Below are 22,540 nucleotides of genomic sequence, written 5' to 3'. Positions count from 1 at the left end.
GTCAGTTCTCCAGTACGCTCAGCAGGCCAAGGGGCAGGGGCACGTCCATTACGCGGTCGAACAGCCAGTAGAGAAAGACGCTCATGCCGACCACCACGATGGCACTGTGCAGCCAGCGACCGCCGTACAGCCGGGCCATGGGCACACCGACCAGCATGGCGCTGAGAATGAAGCCCAAAGGTTCGAAGGTAGCGGCGAAAACAACCAGCAGGCCGACGCAGGCGGCAATCTTGGTCAGGGTTTCGCGGTCCAGTTCCGGTTCATCGTCCTTGCGCACGATGGGCGTAGGGCGAAACACCAGGTACAGCAGGCCAAGGCTCATCAGGCCGAGCATCAGCAGCGGGTAGGCGCGTGGGCCGACCGGCTCATAGGAAAACGCCGCCTGGTAGGGCAAGGCCATCACGGCCAGAGCGGCGCACACCGCCAGCAGGGCCAGGGCGAAGATGCGTTGCAGGATCATTGCAGAGTCCTCATTGAACGCGGACCCTGTGGGAGCGGGCTTGCCCGCGAACACCGGCAAAGCCGGTGCCATACACCGCGGTGCTTGCTTCGCGGGCAAGCCCGCTCCCACAGGTATCTGAGAAAGGTTGCGGATGACTTACTGAATCAGCCCAAATTCCTTGGCCAATGCCTTGTAGTCAGCCACTTGCTTCTTCACATAGCCGTCCAGCTCTTCGCCGGTCATGGCGAACGGGAACAGCTCGCGCTGGTCACGCAGCTTGGCGAAGTCTTCCGAGGCCAGCATCTTGTCGAACGAAGCCTTCCACCAGGCGTAGTCCTCGTCGCTCACCTTTGGCCCCAGGTAGAAACCGCGTACCACTGGCCAGACGATGTCGTAGCCCTGTTCCTTGGCCGTGGGGATGTCTTTCATCTCGGGTTCGTCCAGGCGGTTTTCCGAGAACACTGCAAGGAGGCGCATGTTGCCGCTCTGGATATGCGGCATGGAGTCGGAGATGTCGGTCGAGCCAACCTGGATATGGCCACCCAGCAACGCCGTGGCAATTTCGCCACCGCCTTCCAGGGCCACGTAGCGCAGGTCACGCGGGTTGATGCCGGCAGCCTTGGCGATCAGGGCGGTCTGCATCCAGTCCTGGCTGCCCACGGTGCCGCCGGAGCCGATCACCACTTTGCTCGGGTCTTTCTTCAGCGCAGCGACCAGGTCGTCGAGGGTTTTGTAAGGGGAGTCGCTTTTCACCGCGATGGCGCCATAGCTGGTACCGACAGCGGCCAGCCACTTCACCGCGTTCTCGTCAAAGCGGCCGAACTTGCCTTGTGCCAGGTTCAGCAGCGAACCACTGGACCAGGCCACCAGAGTGCCGGCATCGGCAGGGCGCTGGGCGACCACGGCGTTGTAGGCCACCGCGCCGACACCGCCGGGCATGTAGGTGACGCGCATCGGCTTGCTGAGGATCTTTTCCTGCACCAGGGCGCTTTGCACCAGTTTGCAGGTCAGGTCGAAGCCACCGCCGGGCGAGGCGGGGGCGATGCATTCGGGACGTTTCGGTTCGGCGGCGAGGGCATTGCCGGCCAACAGCAGGCAGCCGGTAGCGAGGACGAGGCGGCGCAGTGAAAAGGTCATCGTCTATCTCCGTGAGCGTTGTTGTTATTGGGTTACCACAGGGCGACGCTGTAGCTCACCAGCAGCCGCACTTCGTCCGCGTCGCGGGCGAAGTTGGAGCGGAAGGTGGCGTTGCGCAGGCGGACGGCGACGTTCTTCAACGGGCCGCTTTGTACCACGTACTTGAGCTCGGTGTTGCGTTCCCACTCCTTGCCCTCGCCGCCGGCGGCGCGGCTGACGTTGTCGCCGCTGATGTAGCGGGTCATGAAGGTCAGGCCTGGCACGCCGAGGGCGGCGAAGTTGTAGTCGTAGCGCGCTTGCCAGGAGCGCTCGTCGGCGCCGGCGAAGTCGTTGATCTGGACGAAGTTGACCAGGTACGGGTCGGCACCATCGACATACGGGAAGGCGCTGTCCCCAGACAGCTGCTGCCAGGCGGCGCTGACCTTGTGCCCGCCCAGGGCGTAGCTGAGCATGCCGTTGACGGTGGTGTTGTCGATGTTGCCCGCCCTGGCCGCACCGGCGTCGTCGCTCACGGCCAGGCGCAGGTCGGCGCCGAAGGTGCCCGGGCCCCACGGCTGGGTGGCGACCATGCCGATGAAGTGTTGGCGGTAGATGTCGTCGAGCTGGGCGAAGTGATAGCTGCCGGTGATGCGGTCGGTGAACTGGTAGTCCAGCCCGCCCAGGGCCAGGTTGTCGGCGCTGAACGTGCCACCAAAGCGGCCGTTCTTGTTGTTCAGTGCCAGGTCTTCCCAGTTGGTGTCGTTGCGGTCCTTGGCCTTGTCCAGGCGACCGCCAGTGAAGGTCAGGCCCTTGATTTCCTTCGAGGTGAGCAGGCCGCCTTCGAACGTTTGCGGCAGGATGCGCCCGTCGTTGGGCTGCAGGGTTGGCAGCTCGGGGATCAGGGTGCCGACTTTCAGTTCGGTCTGGGAAATCTTCACCTTGCCGGTCAGGCCGAGTTTGGAATATTCATCGGCGGCCTTGCCATCATCGTGGGTCGGCAACAGGCCGGTGTCGGTGCGGTCGGGGCTGGAATCGAGCTTGATGCCGATCATGCCCAGTGCATCCAGGCCAAAGCCTACGGTGCCATCGGTGTAGCCGGACTCGAAGTTGAGGATGAAGCCCTGGGCCCACTCGTCGCGCTTGGATTGCTGCGCGCTGGTGCCGTCGCGGAAGTCGCGGTTGAAGTACATGTTGCGAGTTTCGAAGGTGGCCGTGCTGTCTTCGAAGAAGGCGGCCTGGCTCATCGGGGCGACACCGGCAAGCGCAAGGGCGCTGGCGATGGCGGAGGGGCGTGCGGCAAAGGAACGGGTAGGCGCGAACGCCTGCGGCTGCGATGACAGCATCGTCGATGACTCCGTTTATTGTTCTTATTCGTTGCACCTTGCTGGTGCTTTTTTCGGCGCGAAGGGCGACCGTGGTGCGATGCTAGGTAACGAACCTTTCGCTAACCTTTCAGCGTGAAAGGTTTGTTAAGAGGGGCTTCACAGGCTTGGCGACAGCGGTACACTCCGCGCCAACCGCCCCACCCGAGCAGGGAGAATCCGATGCGTGTGCTGCTGGTCGAAGACCATCTGCAACTGGCCGAAAGCGTGGCCCAGGCCTTGAAAAGCCACGGCCTGACCGTGGATGTGCTGCATGACGGCGTGGCTGCCGACCTGGCCCTGGCCAGCGAGGAATACGCCGTGGCGGTGCTGGATGTCGGCTTGCCGCGCATGGATGGTTTTGAGGTGCTGGCGCGCCTGCGCGGCCGTGGCAAGACTGTCCCGGTGCTGATGCTGACCGCGCGCAGCGACGTCAAGGACCGGGTTCATGGCCTGAACCTGGGAGCAGACGACTACCTGGCCAAACCGTTCGAGCTGACCGAGCTGGAAGCGCGGGTGAAGGCGTTGCTGCGCCGCAGTGTGCTCGGTGGCGAGCGCCAGCAACGTTGCGGGCCGCTGGTCTACGACCTGGATACCCGGCGCTTTGCCCTTGGCGACGACAACCTGACCCTGACGTCGCGCGAGCAAAGCGTGCTGGAAGCGCTGATCGCACGCCCTGGTCGGGTGATGAGCAAAGAGCAACTGGCTGCCCAGGTGTTCGGCCTGGATGAAGAAGCCAGCCCGGATGCCATCGAAATCTATATCCACCGGCTGCGCAAAAAGCTCGACGGCCACCCAGTGGCCATTGTCACCTTCCGTGGGCTGGGTTACCTGCTAGAGCACCGCGATGCGTGACAACGGCAGCTTGCGCGGGCGCCTGCTGGGCAACCTGGCCCTGCTGTTGGTGGTGCTGATGCTGGCCAGCGGCCTGAGCGCCTACTGGAATGGCCGTGAGGCCGCCGATACCGCCTACGACCGCACCCTGCTGGCCTCGGCGCGCACCATTGCCGCTGGCCTGTCGCAGCGTGACGGGTCACTGAGCGCGGATGTGCCTTACGTGGCGTTGGACACGTTCGCCTACGACAGCGCCGGGCGCATCTACTACCAGGTGCTGGACATCAAGCAGCGGCTGATTTCCGGCTACGAGAACCTGCCGCCGCCGCCGCCCGGTACGCCGCGCACTGACGATTACCCGGCGCTTGCTCGGTTCTACAACGCCACCTACCTGGGCCAGGACGTGCGGGTGGTCAGCCTGCTGAAGGCAGTGACCGAGCCGAACATGAACGGCATGGCGGAAATCCGCGTGGCCGAGACGGAAGAGGCGCGGGTGCGCATGGCCCGTGGGCTGATGGCCGACACTCTGCTGCGTCTGGGTATGCTGGCGCTGGGTGCGTTGGTGATGGTGTGGTTTGCCGTGAGTGCGGCGTTGCGGCCCCTGGAGCGCTTGCGCACGGCGGTGGAAGAGCGCCAGCCAGATGACTTGCGGGCCTTGCCGGTGGTGCAGGTGCAGCGTGAGCTCGGCCCGCTGGTGCGGGCCTTGAACCACTTTACCGAGCGGCTGCGCGGTCAGTTCGAACGCCAGGCGCAGTTCATTGCCGATGCCGCCCATGAATTGCGTACGCCGCTGGCGGCGCTGAAGGCTCGGGTCGAATTGGGGTTGCGCTCGTCAGAGCCACAGGAGTGGCGACAAACGTTGGAATCTGCGGCCCAAGGTACCGACAGGCTGACCCACTTGGCCAATCAGCTGCTATCGCTGGCACGGGTGGAGAACGGAGCGCGGGCAATTGCCGAGGGCGGCGCGCAGCGCCTGGACCTGAGCCAGCTGGCCCGTGAGCTGGGCATGGCCATGGCCCCGTTGGCACACAAGCGCGGCGTTGCGCTGGCCCTGGAGGCCGAGGCGCCTGTGTGGCTGAAGGGCGAGCCGACGCTGCTCAACGAGCTGTTGAGCAACCTGGTGGACAATGCCCTGGCGCACACGCCAGAAGGTGGCAATGTGATCTTGCGGGTGGTGGCACCAGCGGTGCTGGAGGTGGAAGACGACGGGCCGGGCATTCCCGAGGCTGAGCGTGAGCGGGTGTTCGAGCGGTTCTACCGGCGCAGTGCGCAAGGGAGCGGGCTTGGGCTGGCGATTGTCGGTGAAATCTGCCGGGCGCACCTGGCGCAGGTGAGCCTGCATGATGGCGAGAACGGCGGGCTGCGGGTGCGGGTGAGTTTTATCGCAGATTGATGTGTGGTCTGTACCGGCCTCTTCGCGGGTAAAACCGCTCTCATAGGTACTGCGCAGGCCTCAGGTGCGACGCAGTCCCTGTAGGAGCGGTTTTACCCGCGAAGAGGCCGGCACAGGCAGAAGCAAGTCAGCGGAACATGCTCCGCGCTTCGAGCAGTTCATCCACTTCCAGTTCAGTGCCAAACGGCAGCCCCAGGTGGCGGTACGCCGGCAGCGCAGCCAGTGGCCGATGCCGCCCGCGCTGGCTGATGCAGCGGGCGATCTGCACGATATCGATGTAATCGACCTTGTCAGTCTGCCGGTCCAGGTCCTGAACCTGGCTGGGCAGGTTGACCAGTTGCTCCGGAAACTCCCAGGCCTTGAGGATCTTGTCCCCCAGCACCGGCTGGATCTGCTCGATCACGTAATGCAGGCAAACCGGGTCGGACAGCAGTTCGTTGTGCTCTTCGGCGTAGATGAGCACCGGCAGTGCGCCAATCTGGTTGACCAGCCCACCCAAGGTCGCCTGGTCGGGCTTGAGGTGCGTGTAGCGCCTGCAGATTTCGTAGCTGATACCTGCAACTTCCAGGCTGTTGGCCCAGATATCGCGCAGTTTTTGTTCAACGGCCGGCGCGCGGGCATGGAAAATCTGCTCGATCACCAGACCAATGGCCAGGTTGCAGCTGTAATTGATGCCCAGCCGCGTGATGGCAGTGTGCAGGTCGGTGACCTCGACCGCTGCACGCAGCAGCGGGCTGTTGACGACCTTGATCAGGCGCGCAGAAAGGGCCGCATCGCGACCGATCACCTTGCTCAGGGCCGCTACGCTGATCTCGCTGTCTTCCGCTGCCTCGCGGATGCTCAAGGCAACCTCGGGCAGGGTCGGCAGGACCAGGTCATCCTTCTCGATGGCATTGAGCAACTGTGCTTGAACCATCTCGGCCAGCTTGTTCATGGGCGTGTCTACCGCAGTGGTGGTGCGGCCCCGCCACAGGGGCGGGGCAGGCTGGTCAGCGCTGGATTTCCCGGTCGCGGTCCAGTTCGTAAGGCAGGGTCAGCACTTGTAGGCGCGGGCCTTCCAGGCTGCCCAGGTGCAGGTTGTCGTCTTCCACTGCCTCGGCGCTGAGCACCGCAAGCAGTTCACAGCCCGCACCGTTGCCAGCAGCAATGACCACTTCACCGACCGACGAACCATGGGTGGGCGAGAATATCTCGGCACCCGGGGCCGGAATGGCCTGCTGGTCCAGTGCCAGGCGGTACTGGCGACGCTTGAGCTTGCCCAGGTACTGCATGCGGGCGACGATTTCCTGGCCGGTGTAGCAGCCTTTCTTGAAGCTGACACCATCGACGGCTTGCAGGTTGATCATTTGCGGGATGAACAGCTCACGGGTTGGCCCCATGACCTGGCCGATACCGGCGCGAACCTGCCCAAGCAGCCAGTCGTTGAGGTTGCCCTCGGGCAGGGCGCCGGCGAGCGCCTGGTGCACGGTGTCGGCCTTGTCTGCCGGCACCCACAGTTCTACGCGGCCGGCAGAAACGGCAATGGCAATCAGGCCCTCATGGCGCACGGTGCTGCCGGCAGCTGCGGGCACGTCGAGCCCCAGCGCCTGCAGCGCAGCGTCACCACCTTGCAGGCCGAAGCGTGCCCAGGCGGCGCTTTCGTCGGTCAGCGTGGCCTTGGAGAACACGGCGTACTTCTTCAGGTCGGCCAGTTGCGCATCGAGCAGTTCACTGGCCATGGCCAGCAGGTAGCCGTTGCCTTCGGGCAGGATGCGGAAGCTGGACTGCATGCGCCCCTTGACCATGCAGCGGGCGCCGAGGCTGGCGTGTTCCTGGCTGAGGTAGTTGATGTTGCAAGTCAGCTGGCCTTGCAGGAACTTGCCTGCATCGGAGCCGCGGACGGCGAGGATGCCCTCGTGGGACAGGGGGCAGAAGAAAGCGGAATCGGCCATGGGTCATCGCGGTGGCTAAAGACTGGCGGCCATCATAGAACGCCGGTAACAAAATAGGTAGGTGACTAGACCAACGCCCGGTGTCGCTTCGCGTGCCTGGCTGTATACTGGCGGGCCATTCGAGGAGGGCCCCATGGTCGAACAAACTGAACTCAACCGGCTTTTCTGGCACAGCCGCCGTGGCATGCTTGAACTGGACGTGCTGCTGGTGCCTTTCACCCAGGAAGTCTACCCCACCCTCAACGAGACCGACCGCGAACTGTACGTGCGTCTGTTGAGCTGCGAGGATCAGGACATGTTCGGCTGGTTCATGGAGCGCACCGAGTCTGAAGACCCGGAGCTGCAGCGCATGGTTCGCATCATTCTGGACCGTGTCCAGCCCAAGTGAGTGCTTTGAGTGCCGCTGGCAAGGCTCACGCCTGCTGCTAGCGGCCTATCTGGGTTGCCAGGTACTGGCGTGGCTTGCCGTGTGGGCGAGCCCGCTGCCCGGGTGGCTGAGTCTCTCTGTTGTCGCTGCCTGTATTGCCCACGCTGGCTGGGCCATTCCCCGACGTATCCTGTTGACGCATGAGCATGCCGTTGTTGGCGTGCGCCGTGATGTGCGCGGCTGGCAGGTGTTCAGCCGTGCCCGTGGCTGGCAGCCGGTGCGCTTGTGCCGGGACAGCGTGGCGCTGCCGGGGCTGGTGGTGTTGCGCTTTGAGCGGGTGGGGCGGTGGTTGGGGGAGAGCCAGTGCATAGCGCGGGATGCGTTGGGGGCGGATGAGCATCGGCGCTTGCGGGTAAGGTTGAAGTTCAGCAGGCGCAGGTGGGCTGAGGTGGGGGCGAGTCGGGGCTGATAGGTGTTCGCCGTCGCAGGTTCAGCGCCTGTGAGATCGAGCGCCGCCCGCGCGGCGCATCGCGAGCTGCGCTCGCTCCTACGTTTGTTTCGGGCCAGTCATGCTTGTGACAGGCGCGCGCGACCGCCTTGTTTGTACGACGCGATATTGTGCCATGCGCCAAGGCGTTCGCGCGCAAATCTGACAGAAATAATTGGCCCGAAACAGACGTAGGAGCGAGCGCAGCTCGCGATGCGCCGCCCGGGCGGCGCTCGGTCTCACAGATGCTGCAAATTTCAGAGCGGGCTGAGGATGGTGTCCTTGGCCTCGTCCAGCATCCCCGGGTAGTCCAGGGTGTAGTGCAGCCCACGGCTTTCCTTGCGCTGCATGGCCGACAGGATCATCAGCTCGGCCACCTGCGCCAAGTTGCGCAGTTCGATCAGGTCGCGGCTGACCTTGTAGTTGCTGTAGAACTCGACCCTGTGAGGCTAAACCCAATGGATACAGGGGTTTCAGCCGATGACCGTCAACCACCGCTCCCAAAGTGGGACAAACCTGTTACAAACTGCGCTCGCCAAGCCATACCACTATCGCCGGTCTGGTCGCTATTACCTTCGCCTTCGCCCGCAAGGAACCGTTAAGGGCTTCTTCACGCTGTCACTCAGGACCACCGACAAGGCCACCGCAATGACCATCTCAGACGACATCCTTTCGACCCTCAAGGCCTACCACTTGGACAACCCAGAGGCGTCATGGGATGAACTGCGCGCGCGCCTGACTGACTTCGCTGAGTACAACTTGACGATGGCACACGGTGACAGCTCACTGGTCGCTTACGAGATGATCAACGATGAGCATCACTTGGCGTTGCGTAAGGCGTCCGCAACGTTGCCTCTGAGTGTGAATCAGCAGCGGGCAGTCAGTAAGGCCCTTGAGATCCTTGAGGCCTCTCAGGAGCGTATGCAGGGCCGTTCAGGGAAGCTGGTCGAGATCGTTAAGGACCTCAACGATGAACCTTGTGGCACGCCTGAAACCCTCTTTCTCTCCCAATCTGTAAATGCTTCTCCGGGTCTGACCTTTAAGTCTCTCTCTGCGCTCTACATGGAGGAACGCAAGGACAGCATTCAGGCCAGCACCATGCGGGACGTGAAGTCATCGTGTGAGGCCATCGGTGCGGTCCTTGGTGACTTGGACATGAAGAGCCACACACGGGAAGACATGAAGGGCCTCAGGGAAAAGCTCCTTGAGGCCCGTAAGCCTTCGACAGTTAAGAAGCTGCTGACCCGGCTATCAACGGTCATGGATTGGGCTGTGAACAATGGCTACCTCGATAAGAGTTTCGATAAGGGCCTGAAGCCAACTAAAGGAGCTGACAGCTCCCGTGAGGCGCTCTCTCAGGATCAGGTAAAGGCCCTGATGGCTCACGCTAAGTCGCTTCCAGTGGACGCTTGGCAGCGCTGGGCGTTGTCCCTTGGAGTGATCACTGGGACCCGTATTGAGGAACTCAGGCAGTTGACCAAGGCTGACGTTAAGCAGGTCGGGACTGTGTGGGTCATCGACATCAATAGGAACGATGGCAAGACAGCCAAGACCAAGAATGCTCTACGTGTCGTACCGCTGACTGACGGGGCCTATGGCTTCGACCTTAAGGCGTTCCTTGAGTTTGTCAGGAAGGCCGACTCTCGGCTGTTCACCTTGGGCGCTGGTCAGTTCTCGAACCTGCTTAATGGTGCGTTACGGGATGTCTTGAGCTTGAACGCTGATCGGACCCAGACTTTCCACTCATTGCGTCACTCACTGGCCGGTGCCTTGAAGGCCGCTGAGGTGCCTGTGGGAACCGCTGAGTCCATCTTGGGTCACGCTTCAGGGTCTATCAGTTATGACCTGTACGGGGCTGGGAGTGCCGTTGAGGTGGGCCGTATGGCGGACGCTCTGGTGAAAGCTTTGAAGCTGGTAAGCTAAGGCTGCATCTATGCTGGTCGCCAACGAGCGCTTAGTATGCGGACATCATGGAACATTAACTAAGTAACGGAGCTGTCAATTGAACAATGGACGTTTCTTCAGTGGCCTCGCTCTTTGTGCAGTGCTTCAAGTCTTTGCGGCTCATGCGCTGGGGCAGGAAAAACTATGGGTCACCACAGATCGTACTGATCGACACACTTGCCCATCTACAGAGTGTGGGGTCGCAGGCCGACTTATGTTCAGGGAAGGCGTTGACATCTTAGAGCGTAAAGGTCAGTGGGTGCGTATTACTAAAACCTATTCTGCATCCTGTACTGGCGGCGTCAGCGAGTACATTAAGTCTGGAAATAAAGCCTGTACGGCCGTTAATGGCATCAAGGACGGGAAGTTTGCTGAATGGGTTCAGAGCAAAGATTTTAGCCGAGATCGCCCTAAGGACCCTTCAGAGGATGCAAGTGGAGATTACTCTCTCGTAAAAGGTTCAGACGATTATAGGATTTATAAGGACCCATTTGCTAAAGCAGCGCGGGCATTGATAGATGACGGCACTTGTACTGAGGATGACTTCAAGGAAATTGGTGGCTGGATGGCCTCAACGAATCGTGGCGAAGGTGTGTACTTCACTTATTGCGGCGGTATGAAAGTCAACAATAAGGTCTACCTTGATGTCACTTCAGGGAAGACCAGCCGTTAGGTTCGATAAGGACATGCGAGCGGTTGTGAGTCCTGACGTGTTAGCTACACGTTCGTCGAAGATTTAAAAACCCTCACCCAAAGAGGGACAGGCTAAATCAGCGTTGCTTTCCTTTCAAGATGCCGCAAGGTCACCTCAAAGGTGGCCCTCTGCGGGCAAGGCGTGTACGTCCAGTGATCAACGTTACCTCTTTCAGGTAGACCAATGTCCAAGACACCACGACCACCAAGCGCAGCCCTAACGGGATCTGCGGGGCCAGCATCAGGTCCACTGTAGCGATTCTGTCTGCGCACTTCGTGTGAATAGACCCTTGATAGGTTTGGGCCTCCTATCTCTGATCGCACAGTATAAAGGGGCCTTTTAACTTAAAGATCTCTACAAGATGACTCTAAGATTAAGTTTTATTAGTTTAGTTCTATAAATAATAAAAACTTAAAGAGAATGCTCTTAGAGTTACCTTAAGGTCGATCATTAAGATCTTGGGTCTACCTTCGATGTCGTGGTTGTAGAAGTGTGACCGTAGCGGCTCGTTGGTGCTCCAGTATGACCAGATTAAAAACCCTCACAAGAACAGGGACAGACCGCTAAGCTAATCGGTCGCTCTGAATTCCTCTACGCCCGTCGCTGGGCTTTTATCAACGTCAAGTCTTTCTGAATGCTTCTTGAGCCATAGTCGATGCCCGTAGTGGGGCCTTGACGGTCGGCCTGTGGGAGCGAACTCAGGGGGCATTCAAAAGGAGTCCACTACTATGCTGGCCAACACCAATAACCAAACTGATCTGCTGCCTATCGTGATTGAGGGGCAGACCTTCAAGCCGAACGAAGATGGAATGTGGAATCTCAACGAGATCGCCAAGACTCTGAATGTTCGGGAACCGGGTCAGTGGCGTAATGCTGTTCAAGCTGCCCTGATCAAAGATGCAAATTTGCATGTCTCCCACGGTAACGGGACCCTTGCAACAGAAGAGGGCGCAATTGCATACGCCATGTGGGTTTCAACCGACTTTTACCTGATGGTCATTCGTGCGTTCATCGCCATGCGTAACAGTGCCGTCCGTGAGCTGCGCCATAAAGATGCCCTTCTGGACGCAAACATGCCCAAGGCTACGACTCTCGACATGAAGGCTCGCGGCGCGGGTCTGACATGGACCGAGGCTTGCCGTGTGGCTGGTATTCAACAGCCTCGACTTGCTCTTGAATTTCTCGCAAAGGGGCCGATGTTCGTTCACGTCTGTGACGATTTTGGTAGCCGTACTGGTCAGATCCGACCGAAGCAGCAAGGTTTCTCATCAGGCGCCTTTGTGGCGATCTCATCGGACTTCGGCAACCGTGAAGGCTGGAGGGTCAAACCCCGTGGCCTTGACTGGTTGCGTGCAAATACTGAGACCATCAACGTCGGCGTAGCTGAAGCCAAGGCCGCTCAGGCCAAAGCTAAGAAGGCCACTCAGGCATCCCGTGTGGATCGCTGGGGCCGTGCATGCAAGGAGGCACAGCTATGAGCAGTTCCTTCCTCGACCAGCTCAATGCCCTGTGCGTCACCCCCGCGTCCCGCGTGAAGTTGCTGACCCTCCGTGGCATCTGGCGTGATCGACGTGCCCGTAACAGCTTCTATTGCGAGTCATCATGCGGGGTCCATTTGGATTCCCTACTGGCCCACCTCGAAGCCAATCACCCCGGTCTGAGCGCCTTCGTTAAGTCGATCATCGGGTCACCATCGCTCCACATCGACGGGGTACTCCGTGCACGCTTAAAGGTCCCTTTAGGGAAAGCTCAACGCATCATCCATCTATTGTAACGCCGTCCGCTATCGGCACCAAGATCACACCCCGCCAAGTTACAGACCCGTGATCGCACCAACCCAAACCCAGAAGATATTGATCATGTCCTTGAGAGGTCCGTGCGGCTACTCCTTGCCATCTGGTCACGTTGCCTCTATGCGGCAGGGCCATGAATCAATGTCTCGAATTTAGGAGACACCTACCATGCAATTGAACATTCAAAACGTAACGCCCGAAACTGTTGAAGTCCAAGGCCAGAGCGTGACCCGTACCTTCGCTGAAGGCGTGATGCTGTCTGGGCTGATCGCTGGTGCAGGTAAGAATGATTCGGCCCGTGAGGCCATCGTTAAGCAATACCTTGACGCTGGTCTGATCGCTGATGCGTTCCCCGCTGTGGTCCGAGCAGTTCGTGCTCGTGAGGCCCATTCAGCAGCCGAGCGTGAGCGCCAGTTAGCTGAGTCTCGTGCCCATGCTGAGCGCGTTGCTTCCTATGCGACCCCTACGGCCCTTGAGGTCGCCCGTCGCCGTGCCAAGCGTGAGGCCCGCGAAGCTGAATACCGTGCACGTGGTGCTGCTATCCGTGCCGCTAATGGCCGGTCCTCATGGTCCTCGTGGGAATGACTCACGGGCAACCTACTGACTCACACCGTCTTGCCTCCGGTGGCGCTGGCTCTTGTTGGCGTCCCGTTGAACCCCTTCAAGTAAACTTTCAGGAGATACTCAATCATGCCTACTCGTAAACAGAACGCTTTCAAATCCGCCGACCACCGCGAGAACACTGACCGTTACAGCGCACCGACTGCCTATGAGCAGGCCGTGTGGGGCAATGGTGGTAACCTTCAGTTCAACACCCAGGCATCCACAAGCGCCCCATGCAGTGACGGCAGCGTCGCCGCTGAAGGTATCGTTGCGGTCCTTGACGACTTCTTTAATGGTGGCGAATGGCACCAGAACGCCGTTGATGCTATCCCGTGTGAGTTTCGACCTAAGGGCACTGAGCCGACCCCTGTGCAACTGGTCAACATGGTCGACCGCAACGTCGAGTTCGACCCACGTAAGTCGATCTACGACACCTCGACCATTACAAAGGGTGAAGCTGTTGCCGGTGACGTGATCTTTACGGAGCCCACTGATACCGCCGCGTTCTTCTCGCACCGTATGACTCTGTTAGATGCTCATGTGGTGGCAGGTTTCACCAGCAACTCCATCGGCCAAATGCTGGATAAGGCCATGCAGGACTTTGAGAAAGCGTGCGGCTCTACCATCGTGGACATTCTCCTGAAGTCCCCAAGTGTCGAGGTCAAGGAAGTCACCATTGCTGGCACTGGACCACGTGATCGTGCTGAGGATTGGATTGACCAACTAACACTGAGCATCAACCACTCAGTGGGCAACTCCCTGAGTGACTTCGTGCTGCTGATGCACATGACCGAACAGGCAATCCTTGAGCGTGCTGCCCAGCGTGCAGGCGTAGATGATATTGAGGACCTGTTGGGCTGCCGTACCCAGTTCTATTCGGATGGCAACCGTGGCGTCTTCATGCTCCCTAAAGGCTTCGCCTCCCTGTCGTTCCGTGAAGGTAACGACGGTGATGTGTGGTCAATCCTCGCCAGCCGTAACGCCTCGGTACAGGGCTGGGACATCGAAATCACCGGTATCGCTGACGTAATGGCTCAGGCCAAGGTCAAGCTGAAGCTGGCAAACCCAGCGGACCCTACTGAGAAACTTCAGGTCGAGACCGTAGACTTTCCGCTGATCACCCGTGTGGTCGTCAAGCCGTAACACCCGCTGTATCCATGAGGTCCGTAATGGGCCTCATGGGCGAGCTGTTTAGTTGCTATGCTTGGGCATCGACCATGTTACGGCAAGGCCAGCCATGAGTTTTACTCTCTGTTATACCTACAAGGACAAACGGGTGGTTACGAAGATACAAGTCGATCACCTGACCCCATATGCAGCCGTTTGCTTTGCCCTGCTCCAGTCAGGGGCCACCAACGACTCAAGTGGTGGAGGCTGGCCTAAATCCTATGAGGGCATCCTTGAGATTGCCACTCAATACGGTCTCACAAACCTGACGGTTCACCGATCCCTTAACTCTTAGGACAACTTCATGGACACGTTTAGCGCGGCCTACGGGCCTGCGTTGGTGTTCATGTGGCCTTCTGGCTGTATGGGTGCCTCAAGGGCACCTCATGAGGATCTGGCACAAAAATCTGAGTGACCACCTGTAACTACTAACCTGCGCGCTTACCCCCATAGGCCCTCGCATGCTCGCTCAGGCGCACGATAAGGACCCTTGCGGGCAGGTGATAAGGACCTCAGCGTTGGGACAAATGTGCGCCAAAGCTGTTACAAACTGGGGCCCCATGGTGCTACGCTATGGCTCCTAACGTGCCTCATTTGTCGGGTGTAAGGATCGTATCCTTCGCCTCTGGCAGCAGCTCTGGATAGTCCAACGTGTAGTGCAGACCCCGAGATTCCTTACGTTTCATGGCAGACCTGATCATCAGTTCCGCTACTTGAGCAAGGTTCCTCAATTCAATCAGGTCTCTGCTTACGCGATAGTTGCTGTAGAACTCGTCAATCTCATCCAGCAGCAGGCGAATGCGATGCTGCGCGCGTTGCAGGCGTTTGCTGGTGCGTACGATGCCGACATAGTCCCACATGAAACGCCGCAGCTCGTCCCAGTTGTGCGCGATGATCACGTCCTCGTCCGAGTCGGTGACCTGGCTGGCGTCCCAGCCCGGCAGGGCCTTGGGCATGGCCACTGCCTCAAGGTTCGCCTGGATGTCGGCAGCGGCGGCCCGGCCATAGACGAAGCATTCCAGCAAAGAGTTGCTGGCCATGCGGTTGGCGCCGTGCAGGCCGGTGAAGCTGGTTTCGCCAATCGCGTACAAGCCCGGTACGTCGGTGTGGCCACGGTCGTCGACCATCACCCCGCCGCAGGTGTAGTGCGCTGCGGGCACCACCGGGATCGGCTGACGGGTGATGTCGATGCCAAACGCCAGGCAGCGCTCGTACACGGTGGGGAAGTGGCTCTTGATGAAATCGGCCGGCTTGTGGGTGATGTCCAGGTAGACGCAGTCCACGCCCAGGCGCTTCATCTCATGGTCGATGGCGCGGGCCACGATGTCGCGCGGGGCCAGTTCTTCGCGTGGGTCGAAGCGCGGCATGAAACGTTCGCCGTTGGGCAGGCGCAGCAGCGCGCCTTCGCCGCGCAGGGCTTCGGTGACCAGGAAGCTCTTGGCCTGCGGGTGGTACAGGCAGGTCGGGTGGAACTGGTTGAACTCAAGGTTGGCCACCCGGCAACCCGCCCGCCAGGCCATGGCGATACCGTCACCGCAAGCGCCATCGGGGTTGCTGGTATAGAGATAGACCTTGGCTGCGCCACCGGTGGCCAGCACGGTGAAGCGTGCGCCGAAGGTATCTACCTCCCCGGTATTGCGGTTTAACACATAGGCGCCCAGGCAGCGTTCGCCAGGCAGGCCCAGGCGGCGTTCGGTGATCAGGTCGACCGCTACATGCTGCTCCAGCAGCTGGATGTTCGGGCGCAGGCGAGCCTGTTCCAGCAGCGTCGTGAAAATGGCCGCGCCGGTCGCATCGGCGGCGTGGATGATGCGCCGGTGGCTATGGCCGCCCTCACGGGTGAGATGGAACTCGAAACCACCGTCATCAACGCTGTAGTGCTCGTCGCGGGTAAAGGGCACGCCTTGCTCGATCAGCCATTGAATGGCTTCCCGGCTGTGCTCGACGGTAAAGCGCACCGCCTCTTCGTTGCACAGGCCGCCGCCGGCATTGAGGGTGTCCTCGACATGCGACTGCACGGTATCGGTGTTGTCGAGCACCGCAGCGACCCCGCCCTGGGCCCAGAAGGTCGAGCCGTTGGCCAGGTCGCCCTTGCTGAGCACGGCAATGCGCACGTGGCTGGGAAGGTTAAGTGCCAGGCTGAGACCGGCGGCACCGCTGCCGATCACCAGGACATCATGTTTGAATTGTTGGCTCATGTCGGGACACTAGTAATCTTTGGAAAGGGCGCGGCACAATAGTCACGCGCAGATGGCATTGTGAAACTATCGTTAAACTTGGCCGGGATGCCTTTATAGCAGCCCGGGGTGGCCAATTTCCATGCCACTTGCCAGGTTGCGGCAACCTTTGTGGGAACTTTCCGACATGGCCGGAAATCCTATGAAGGCTGCCCGCACGCCACAATTTGCCGCGGCGACGCAGGGTGGCAGGCCTGTCCGGGCTGTCTCTGCGTATTCGAAACCTGATTATCGACGTAGCCGGCCGTGACCGCGCCGCGTCTTCCGTGCAAGCCGACCAAGGGCTGCAGGAAACTTGCTTGGAGGGGAGAACTTTTGCGTAAAGCCCGAGTCTATGGTTGCAAGCCTGAACGATGGCTGTTGCAACGCTCCTTCGAGTTCACCGAGGAGTGTTCATGCTAACCCAGGAAGAGGATCAGCAGCTTGTCGAGCGCGTTCAGCGCGGTGACAGGCGAGCGTTCGATCTGTTGGTGCTGAAGTATCAGCACAAGATTCTCGGGTTGATCGTGCGGTTCGTTCACGATACCCACGAGGCCCAGGATGTGGCGCAGGAAGCCTTTATCAAGGCCTACCGTGCGCTTGGCAATTTTCGCGGTGACAGTGCGTTTTATACCTGGCTGTACCGTATAGCCATCAACACGGCGAAGAATTATCTGGTGTCCCGTGGAAGACGGCCGCCAGACAGTGATGTGAGCTCCGAGGATGCGGAGTTTTACGACGGCGATCATGGCCTCAAGGATCTCGAGTCCCCAGAGCGCTCGTTGTTGCGGGATGAAATCGAAGGCACCGTCCATCGCACCATCCAGCAACTGCCCGAAGACCTGCGCACGGCACTGACCCTGCGCGAGTTCGACGGACTGAGTTACGAAGACATTGCCAGTGTCATGCAATGTCCGGTGGGTACCGTGCGCTCTCGAATCTTCCGCGCTCGGGAGGCCATAGACAAAGCCCTGCAGCCGTTGTTGCAGGAAACCTGAGACAGCGGCGACAGCCAAGAGAGGAACCGCCATGAGTCGTGAAGCTTTGCAGGAATCGCTGTCCGCGGTGATGGATAACGAAGCGGACGAACTGGAATTGCGTCGGGTGTTGAACGCCGTCGACGATGCCGAAACCCGTGCCACCTGGTCGCGTTACCAGGTTGCCCGTGCAGCCATGCACAAGGAGCTGCTGCTGCCTAACCTGGATATCGCCTCGGCGGTGTCTGCCGCGCTGGCTGACGAAGCGGTGCCGGCCAAGGTCAAGAAAGGCCCGTGGCGCAGCATTGGTCGGCTGGCTGTAGCGGCTTCGGTCACCGTTGCGGTGCTTGCCGGTGTACGCATGTACAACCAGGACGAAATCACCGGTGCCGAGCTTGCAGCCCAGCAGCCTGTCCAGCAAGGCCTGAGCGTGCCACAAGCACAAGGCCCGGCCGTTTTGGCAGGCTATAGTGAGAGCAGTGAGCAACCGACCGGGCCAATGGCCAACGGTGTGCTGCAAAACCAGGCCGGCTGGGATCAGCGTTTGCCAGGCTACCTGCGTCAGCATGCCCAGGAATCTGCGCTCAAAGGCACTGAAACCGCATTGCCTTATGCCCGCGCCGCCAGCCTGGAAAACCGTTAAGTAAGGAGGATCATGCGCGCGCTACCTCTCCTGTCGCTGCTGATTGGCAGCTTCATGATGGTGCCAGCATTGGCGGCCAACTCCTCGCCCCAGGCGAGTGAGTGGCTGAACAAGCTGGCACAGGCCGAGCAAAAGCAGAGCTATCAAGGCTCTTTCGTCTACGAACGCAACGGCAGCTTCTCTTCCCACGATATCTGGCACCGGGTCGAGGACGGCAAGGTCAGCGAGCGGCTGCTGCAGCTCGATGGTGCCGCCCAGGAAATCGTGCGCGTGGATGGGAGGGTGGCGTGTGTCAGTGGGGCCTTGGTCAGCAGTGTCGCGGCACCGCCAGATACCGCGCCGCGTGTGCTTGATCCGCTGAAACTGATGGGCTGGTACGATTTGAGCGTGGCGGGCAAGTCACGGGTCGCCGGGCGCGACGCCGTGATCGTGACGCTCACGCCCCGCGACCAGCACCGCTATGCCTTCGAACTACACTTGGACCGTAATACCGGCCTGCCACTGCGCTCGTTGATGCTCAACGACAAAGGGCAGTTGCTGGAGCGCTTCCAGATGACCCGCCTCGATACCGACGAGCCGCCTGGCGACGATGACTTGCGCCCCAGCGCTGCCTGCAAGCCTGTGCAGCATGGCGCGCCCGTCAGCAATGACAGCGTTGCTGGCTGGCGCTCGGACTGGCTACCGCCCGGGTTCGAGCTGGTCAACAGCTCGGTGCGTCGCGACTCCAAACACAACAGTTCGGTCAGCAGCCTGATGTATGACGATGGCCTCGCACGTTTTTCCGTGTTCCTCGAACCGGTGAACGATGACGGCGGCACCGACATGCGCACCCAGCTCGGCCCGACTTCGGCTGTTTCGCGTCGCCTCAATACGCCAAAGGGCAAGGTGATGGTGACCGTGGTGGGCGAAATTCCGCTCGGTACGGCAGAACGCGTCGCTTTGTCGATGCGCCCTCAGGATGCCCAGGCGCGCCAGTGATGGCGCGCGTTTGCGGGCCGTGCGAAGGCAGGCGAACATACGGCTGAAATGAAATTAAAGCATTGTCATTTGCAATCCATCGGCAAATTTTCTATAGGTCAGGCTTTCAGGAGCCTGGCCTTTCCTGCTTTGTGCAGGGGTCTTTCTAAACTACCGCTCGTTGTGACGGGAGCCGTATGTCAATACCACGCTTGAAATCCTACCTAACGATGTTCGCCGCCGTGCTGATGCTTGGCCAGGTGCTCACCGCCCAGGCCGAGGAAGCCCTGCCGGACTTCACCACCCTGGTCGAGCAGGCCTCGCCGGCCGTGGTCAACATCAGTACCAAGCAGAAGCTGCCCAACCGCGTCGCCGCCGGGCAGATGCCGGACCTGGAAGGCCTGCCGCCGATGTTCCGCGAGTTCTTCGAGCGCAACATGCCGCAGCAGCCGCGTTCGCCGCGTGGTGACCGCCAGCGCGAGGCGCAGTCGCTGGGCTCGGGCTTCATCATTTCCAGCGATGGCTACGTGCTGACCAACAACCATGTGGTGGCCGATGCCGACGAGATCATCGTCCGTCTTTCGGACCGCAGCGAGCTGCAGGCCAAGCTGGTCGGCACCGACCCGCGCACCGACGTGGCCCTGCTCAAGGTCGAAGGCAAGAACCTGCCGACGGTCAAGTTGGGTGACTCCGAGAAGCTCAAGGTGGGCGAATGGGTATTGGCCATCGGTTCGCCGTTCGGCTTCGACCATTCGGTGACCAAAGGTATCGTCAGCGCCAAGGGCCGTACCTTGCCAAACGACACCTATGTACCGTTCATCCAGACTGACGTGGCCATCAACCCGGGTAACTCCGGCGGCCCGCTGTTCAACATGAAGGGCGAAGTGGTGGGTATCAACTCGCAGATCTTCACCCGCTCCGGTGGCTTCATGGGCCTGTCGTTCGCCATCCCGATCGATGTGGCGATCGATGTGTCCAACCAGCTGAAGAAAGACGGCAAGGTCAGCCGCGGTTGGCTGGGCGTGGTCATCCAGGAGGTCAACAAGGACCTGGCGGAATCCTTCGGCCTGGACAAACCGGCCGGTGCCCTGGTGGCCCAGGTGCTGGAAAACGGCCCGGCAGCCAAGGGCGGCCTGCAGGTGGGCGACGTGATCCTGAGCATGAACGGCCAGCCAATCGTCATGTCGGCCGACCTGCCACACCTGGTCGGCGGCCTCAAGGATGGTGAGAAGGCCAAGCTGGAAATCATCCGCAACGGCAAGCGCCAGACCCTGGACATCAGCGTCGGCGCGCTGCCGGACGATGATGCCGACATCGGCACCGGCACCGGTGCCGATGGCAGTGCAGAGCGCAGCAGTAACCGTCTGGGTGTGTCGGTCGCCGACCTGACCGCCGAGCAGAAGAAATCCCTGGAGCTCAAAGGCGGTGTGGTCATCAAGGAAGTGCAGGATGGCCCGGCAGCGCTGATCGGCCTGCGTCCGGGTGATGTCATCAGCCACCTGAACAACCAGGCCATCGGTTCGGCCAAAGAGTTCACCGAAATCGCCAAGGAGCTGCCGAAGAACCGTTCGGTGTCGATGCGCGTGCTGCGTCAGGGCCGTGCCAGCTTCATCACCTTCAAGCTCGCTGAATAAGCGGCCTGGCAAGGGAGAAAGGGCAGCTACGGCTGCCCTTTTTCATGATTATTCACAATTGGACGGTGGATTGCTGTGTACAGTCGGACAGAGGAATCTCCCATATCCCGGCAGCTTGAGGTACAATTCCCGGCTATTTTTCGGCGGGCGTCCGGCTCGCAGCCTTTTCGAGTGTTGACCCGTGAGTGATTTGAGTCATATCCGCAATTTCTCCATCATCGCCCACATCGACCATGGCAAGTCGACGCTGGCCGACCGTTTCATCCAGATGTGCGGTGGCCTGTCGGCACGCGAAATGGAAGCCCAGGTGCTTGATTCCATGGACCTGGAGCGTGAACGCGGTATTACCATCAAGGCCCACAGCGTCACGCTTCACTACAAGGCGCAGGACGGCAAGACCTATCAGCTGAACTTCATCGACACCCCCGGCCACGTTGACTTCACCTATGAAGTCTCGCGCTCGCTGGCGGCCTGTGAAGGTGCGCTGCTGGTCGTCGACGCCGGCCAGGGCGTAGAGGCCCAGTCCGTGGCCAACTGCTACACCGCCATCGAGCAGGGCCTGGAGGTCATGCCGGTGCTGAACAAGATGGACTTGCCCCAGGCCGACCCGGACCGCGTCAAGGACGAGATCGAGAAGATCATCGGCATCGACGCTACCGACGCTGTGGCCTGCAGTGCCAAAAGCGGCATGGGCGTGGACGAGGTGCTCGAGCGCCTGGTGCACTCCATTCCTGCACCCGAGGGCGAGATCGATGCGCCGCTGCAAGCGCTGATCATCGATTCCTGGTTCGACAACTACCTGGGCGTGGTCTCGCTGGTGCGCGTGCGCCAGGGCCGCGTCAAGAAGGGTGACAAGATCCTGGTCAAGTCCACCGGCAAGGTGCACCTGGTCGACAGCGTCGGTGTATTCACGCCGAAACACACCCAGACCGCAGACCTGAAAGCTGGCGAAGTAGGCTTCATCATCGCCAGCATCAAGGACATTCACGGTGCCCCTGTGGGTGACACCCTGACCCTGTCCTCGACCCCTGAGGTCGAAGTGCTGCCAGGCTTCAAGAAGATCCAGCCGCAGGTATACGCCGGCCTGTTCCCGGTCAGTTCCGACGACTTCGAAGACTTCCGCGATGCCCTGCAGAAGCTGACCCTGAACGACTCGTCGCTGCAGTACATGCCGGAAAGCTCTGACGCTTTGGGCTTCGGCTTCCGTTGCGGCTTCCTTGGCATGCTGCACATGGAGATCATCCAGGAGCGCCTGGAGCGCGAATACGACCTGGACCTGATCACCACAGCACCTAGCGTGATCTACGAGCTGGAACTGAAAACCGGCGAAACCATCGTTGTCGACAACCCGTCGAAGCTGCCAGACGTATCGGCTGTGGCCGACTTCCGTGAGCCGATCGTCACCGCGACCATTCTGGTCCCGCAAGAGCACCTCGGTAATGTCATCACCCTGTGCATCGAGAAGCGTGGTGTGCAGCGCGACATGCAGTTCCTCGGCAGCCAGGTTCAGGTGCGTTACGACATGCCGATGAACGAAGTGGTACTGGACTTCTTCGACCGTCTCAAGTCCACCAGCCGCGGCTATGCTTCGCTGGACTATCATTTCGACCGCTACCAGTCGGCCAACCTGGTCAAGCTGGATGTACTGATCAACGGCGACAAGGTCGATGCTTTGGCATTGATCGTGCACCGCGACAACGCGGCCTACAAAGGCCGTGCGTTGACCGAAAAGATGAAGGAACTGATCCCTCGGCAGATGTTCGACGTGGCGATCCAGGCAGCTATCGGCGGCCAGATCATCGCGCGGACAACCGTCAAGGCGCTCAGAAAGAACGTACTGGCCAAGTGCTATGGCGGTGACGTCAGCCGTAAGAAGAAACTGCTGGAAAAGCAGAAGGCCGGTAAGAAACGCATGAAACAGGTGGGCAACGTGGAGATTCCACAAGAAGCCTTCCTCGCCGTGCTCAGGTTGGATAGCTAG

The 22,540-nt window shown here is 60.3% G+C and carries 21 protein-coding genes and 1 pseudogene; 15 read left to right on the top strand and 7 right to left on the bottom strand.

The window, feature by feature from the left end; all coding sequences use genetic code 11:
* Position 1: 1 nt before the first annotated feature.
* The 3 genes from ACF8MI_RS22130 to ACF8MI_RS22120 all read right to left on the bottom strand — a co-directional run bounded on the left by ACF8MI_RS22130 (position 2) and on the right by ACF8MI_RS22120 (position 2,901).
* Positions 2–460, bottom strand: coding sequence for a tripartite tricarboxylate transporter TctB family protein (locus tag ACF8MI_RS22130; RefSeq protein WP_060497932.1), 459 nt, complete (start codon positions 458–460; stop codon positions 2–4).
* Positions 461–598: 138 nt separating this feature from the next.
* A complete protein-coding gene (locus tag ACF8MI_RS22125) occupies positions 599–1,579 on the bottom strand; it encodes a tripartite tricarboxylate transporter substrate binding protein (protein WP_021785748.1) in 981 nt (326 codons plus the stop codon).
* Positions 1,580–1,611: 32 nt separating this feature from the next.
* Positions 1,612–2,901 carry an OprD family porin gene (locus ACF8MI_RS22120; protein ID WP_060497931.1) on the bottom strand — a complete coding sequence of 430 codons (1,290 nt, stop codon included), beginning with the start codon at positions 2,899–2,901 and terminating at the stop codon, positions 1,612–1,614.
* A gap of 201 nt (positions 2,902–3,102) precedes the next feature.
* Here ACF8MI_RS22120 and ACF8MI_RS22115 point away from each other — a divergent pair, with 201 nt between their 5' ends.
* Positions 3,103–3,774 (top strand): response regulator, encoded by a 672-nt coding sequence (locus tag ACF8MI_RS22115; protein WP_016713688.1) that lies wholly within the window; start codon positions 3,103–3,105, stop codon positions 3,772–3,774.
* Positions 3,767–5,146 carry a sensor histidine kinase gene (locus tag ACF8MI_RS22110; RefSeq protein ID WP_060497929.1) on the top strand — a complete coding sequence of 460 codons (1,380 nt, stop codon included), beginning with the start codon at positions 3,767–3,769 and terminating at the stop codon, positions 5,144–5,146. The genes ACF8MI_RS22115 and ACF8MI_RS22110 overlap by 8 nt, the downstream gene beginning before the upstream one ends.
* Positions 5,147–5,273: 127 nt before the next feature.
* Here ACF8MI_RS22110 and ACF8MI_RS22105 read toward each other — a convergent pair whose 3' ends face one another.
* Both ACF8MI_RS22105 and ACF8MI_RS22100 read right to left on the bottom strand, forming a co-directional pair.
* Complete coding sequence (locus tag ACF8MI_RS22105; protein ID WP_060497928.1) at positions 5,274–6,080, bottom strand: HDOD domain-containing protein; 807 nt, start codon at positions 6,078–6,080, stop codon at positions 5,274–5,276.
* 55 nt (positions 6,081–6,135) lie between these two features.
* Entirely contained in the window at positions 6,136–7,077 is a 942-nt protein-coding gene (locus ACF8MI_RS22100) for a folate-binding protein YgfZ (RefSeq protein WP_060497927.1), read from the bottom strand.
* 133 nt (positions 7,078–7,210) lie between these two features.
* Here ACF8MI_RS22100 and ACF8MI_RS22095 point away from each other — a divergent pair, with 133 nt between their 5' ends.
* Positions 7,211–7,465, top strand: a complete 255-nt coding sequence (locus tag ACF8MI_RS22095; protein WP_003252043.1) for a succinate dehydrogenase assembly factor 2 — start codon at positions 7,211–7,213, stop codon at positions 7,463–7,465.
* Positions 7,449–7,913 carry a protein YgfX gene (locus ACF8MI_RS22090; RefSeq protein ID WP_060497926.1) on the top strand — a complete coding sequence of 155 codons (465 nt, stop codon included), beginning with the start codon at positions 7,449–7,451 and terminating at the stop codon, positions 7,911–7,913. The genes ACF8MI_RS22095 and ACF8MI_RS22090 overlap by 17 nt, the downstream gene beginning before the upstream one ends.
* A 275-nt stretch (positions 7,914–8,188) precedes the next feature.
* Here ACF8MI_RS22090 and ACF8MI_RS22085 read toward each other — a convergent pair.
* Positions 8,189–8,368 (bottom strand): annotated as a pseudogene (locus tag ACF8MI_RS22085) (L-aspartate oxidase); the annotation flags it as partial.
* Between the two features lie 43 nt (positions 8,369–8,411).
* On the opposite strand from ACF8MI_RS22085, the gene ACF8MI_RS22080 reads away from it, so the two are divergent.
* From ACF8MI_RS22080 to ACF8MI_RS22055, 6 genes are all read left to right on the top strand, one after another.
* Entirely contained in the window at positions 8,412–9,854 is a 1,443-nt protein-coding gene (locus tag ACF8MI_RS22080; RefSeq protein WP_392517818.1) for a tyrosine-type recombinase/integrase, read from the top strand.
* A 79-nt stretch (positions 9,855–9,933) separates the two neighbouring features.
* Positions 9,934–10,548: a hypothetical protein gene (locus ACF8MI_RS22075; RefSeq protein WP_046784947.1), complete on the top strand. Its 615-nt coding sequence runs from the start codon at positions 9,934–9,936 to the stop codon at positions 10,546–10,548.
* A 749-nt stretch (positions 10,549–11,297) separates the two neighbouring features.
* On the top strand, positions 11,298–12,047 hold the full coding sequence (locus tag ACF8MI_RS22070) for a hypothetical protein (protein ID WP_120247645.1): 750 nt from the start codon (positions 11,298–11,300) through the stop codon (positions 12,045–12,047).
* Positions 12,044–12,343 carry a hypothetical protein gene (locus tag ACF8MI_RS22065; protein ID WP_120247646.1) on the top strand — a complete coding sequence of 100 codons (300 nt, stop codon included), beginning with the start codon at positions 12,044–12,046 and terminating at the stop codon, positions 12,341–12,343. The genes ACF8MI_RS22070 and ACF8MI_RS22065 overlap by 4 nt, the downstream gene beginning before the upstream one ends.
* A 187-nt stretch (positions 12,344–12,530) precedes the next feature.
* Positions 12,531–12,947 carry a hypothetical protein gene (locus ACF8MI_RS22060; RefSeq protein ID WP_020301033.1) on the top strand — a complete coding sequence of 139 codons (417 nt, stop codon included), beginning with the start codon at positions 12,531–12,533 and terminating at the stop codon, positions 12,945–12,947.
* 105 nt (positions 12,948–13,052) lie between these two features.
* On the top strand, positions 13,053–14,108 hold the full coding sequence (locus tag ACF8MI_RS22055; protein ID WP_020301034.1) for a hypothetical protein: 1,056 nt from the start codon (positions 13,053–13,055) through the stop codon (positions 14,106–14,108).
* A gap of 614 nt (positions 14,109–14,722) precedes the next feature.
* Here the strand turns inward: ACF8MI_RS22055 and nadB are convergent.
* A complete protein-coding gene (nadB, locus tag ACF8MI_RS22050; protein ID WP_392517814.1) occupies positions 14,723–16,330 on the bottom strand; it encodes an L-aspartate oxidase in 1,608 nt (535 codons plus the stop codon).
* 434 nt (positions 16,331–16,764) lie between these two features.
* Between nadB and rpoE the strand changes: the two genes are divergently transcribed.
* From rpoE to lepA, 5 genes are all read left to right on the top strand, one after another.
* Complete coding sequence (gene rpoE / locus ACF8MI_RS22045) at positions 16,765–17,346, top strand: RNA polymerase sigma factor RpoE (protein ID WP_003252049.1); 582 nt, start codon at positions 16,765–16,767, stop codon at positions 17,344–17,346.
* 31 nt (positions 17,347–17,377) lie between these two features.
* Entirely contained in the window at positions 17,378–17,968 is a 591-nt protein-coding gene (locus ACF8MI_RS22040; protein WP_003252050.1) for a sigma-E factor negative regulatory protein, read from the top strand.
* Positions 17,969–17,980: 12 nt separating this feature from the next.
* Positions 17,981–18,946: a MucB/RseB C-terminal domain-containing protein gene (locus ACF8MI_RS22035; protein WP_060497924.1), complete on the top strand. Its 966-nt coding sequence runs from the start codon at positions 17,981–17,983 to the stop codon at positions 18,944–18,946.
* Between the two features lie 209 nt (positions 18,947–19,155).
* Positions 19,156–20,559, top strand: a complete 1,404-nt coding sequence (locus tag ACF8MI_RS22030) for a DegQ family serine endoprotease (protein WP_374754785.1) — start codon at positions 19,156–19,158, stop codon at positions 20,557–20,559.
* Positions 20,560–20,740: 181 nt separating this feature from the next.
* On the top strand, positions 20,741–22,540 hold the full coding sequence (gene lepA / locus ACF8MI_RS22025) for a translation elongation factor 4 (protein ID WP_025754588.1): 1,800 nt from the start codon (positions 20,741–20,743) through the stop codon (positions 22,538–22,540).

This window comes from Pseudomonas sp. yb_9 (assembly GCF_043103635.1).
Lineage (GTDB): Bacteria > Pseudomonadota > Gammaproteobacteria > Pseudomonadales > Pseudomonadaceae > Aquipseudomonas > Aquipseudomonas monteilii.
The sequence above is the reverse complement of the archived record's forward strand: the minus strand, read 5'-3'. Positions and strand labels throughout refer to the sequence as shown.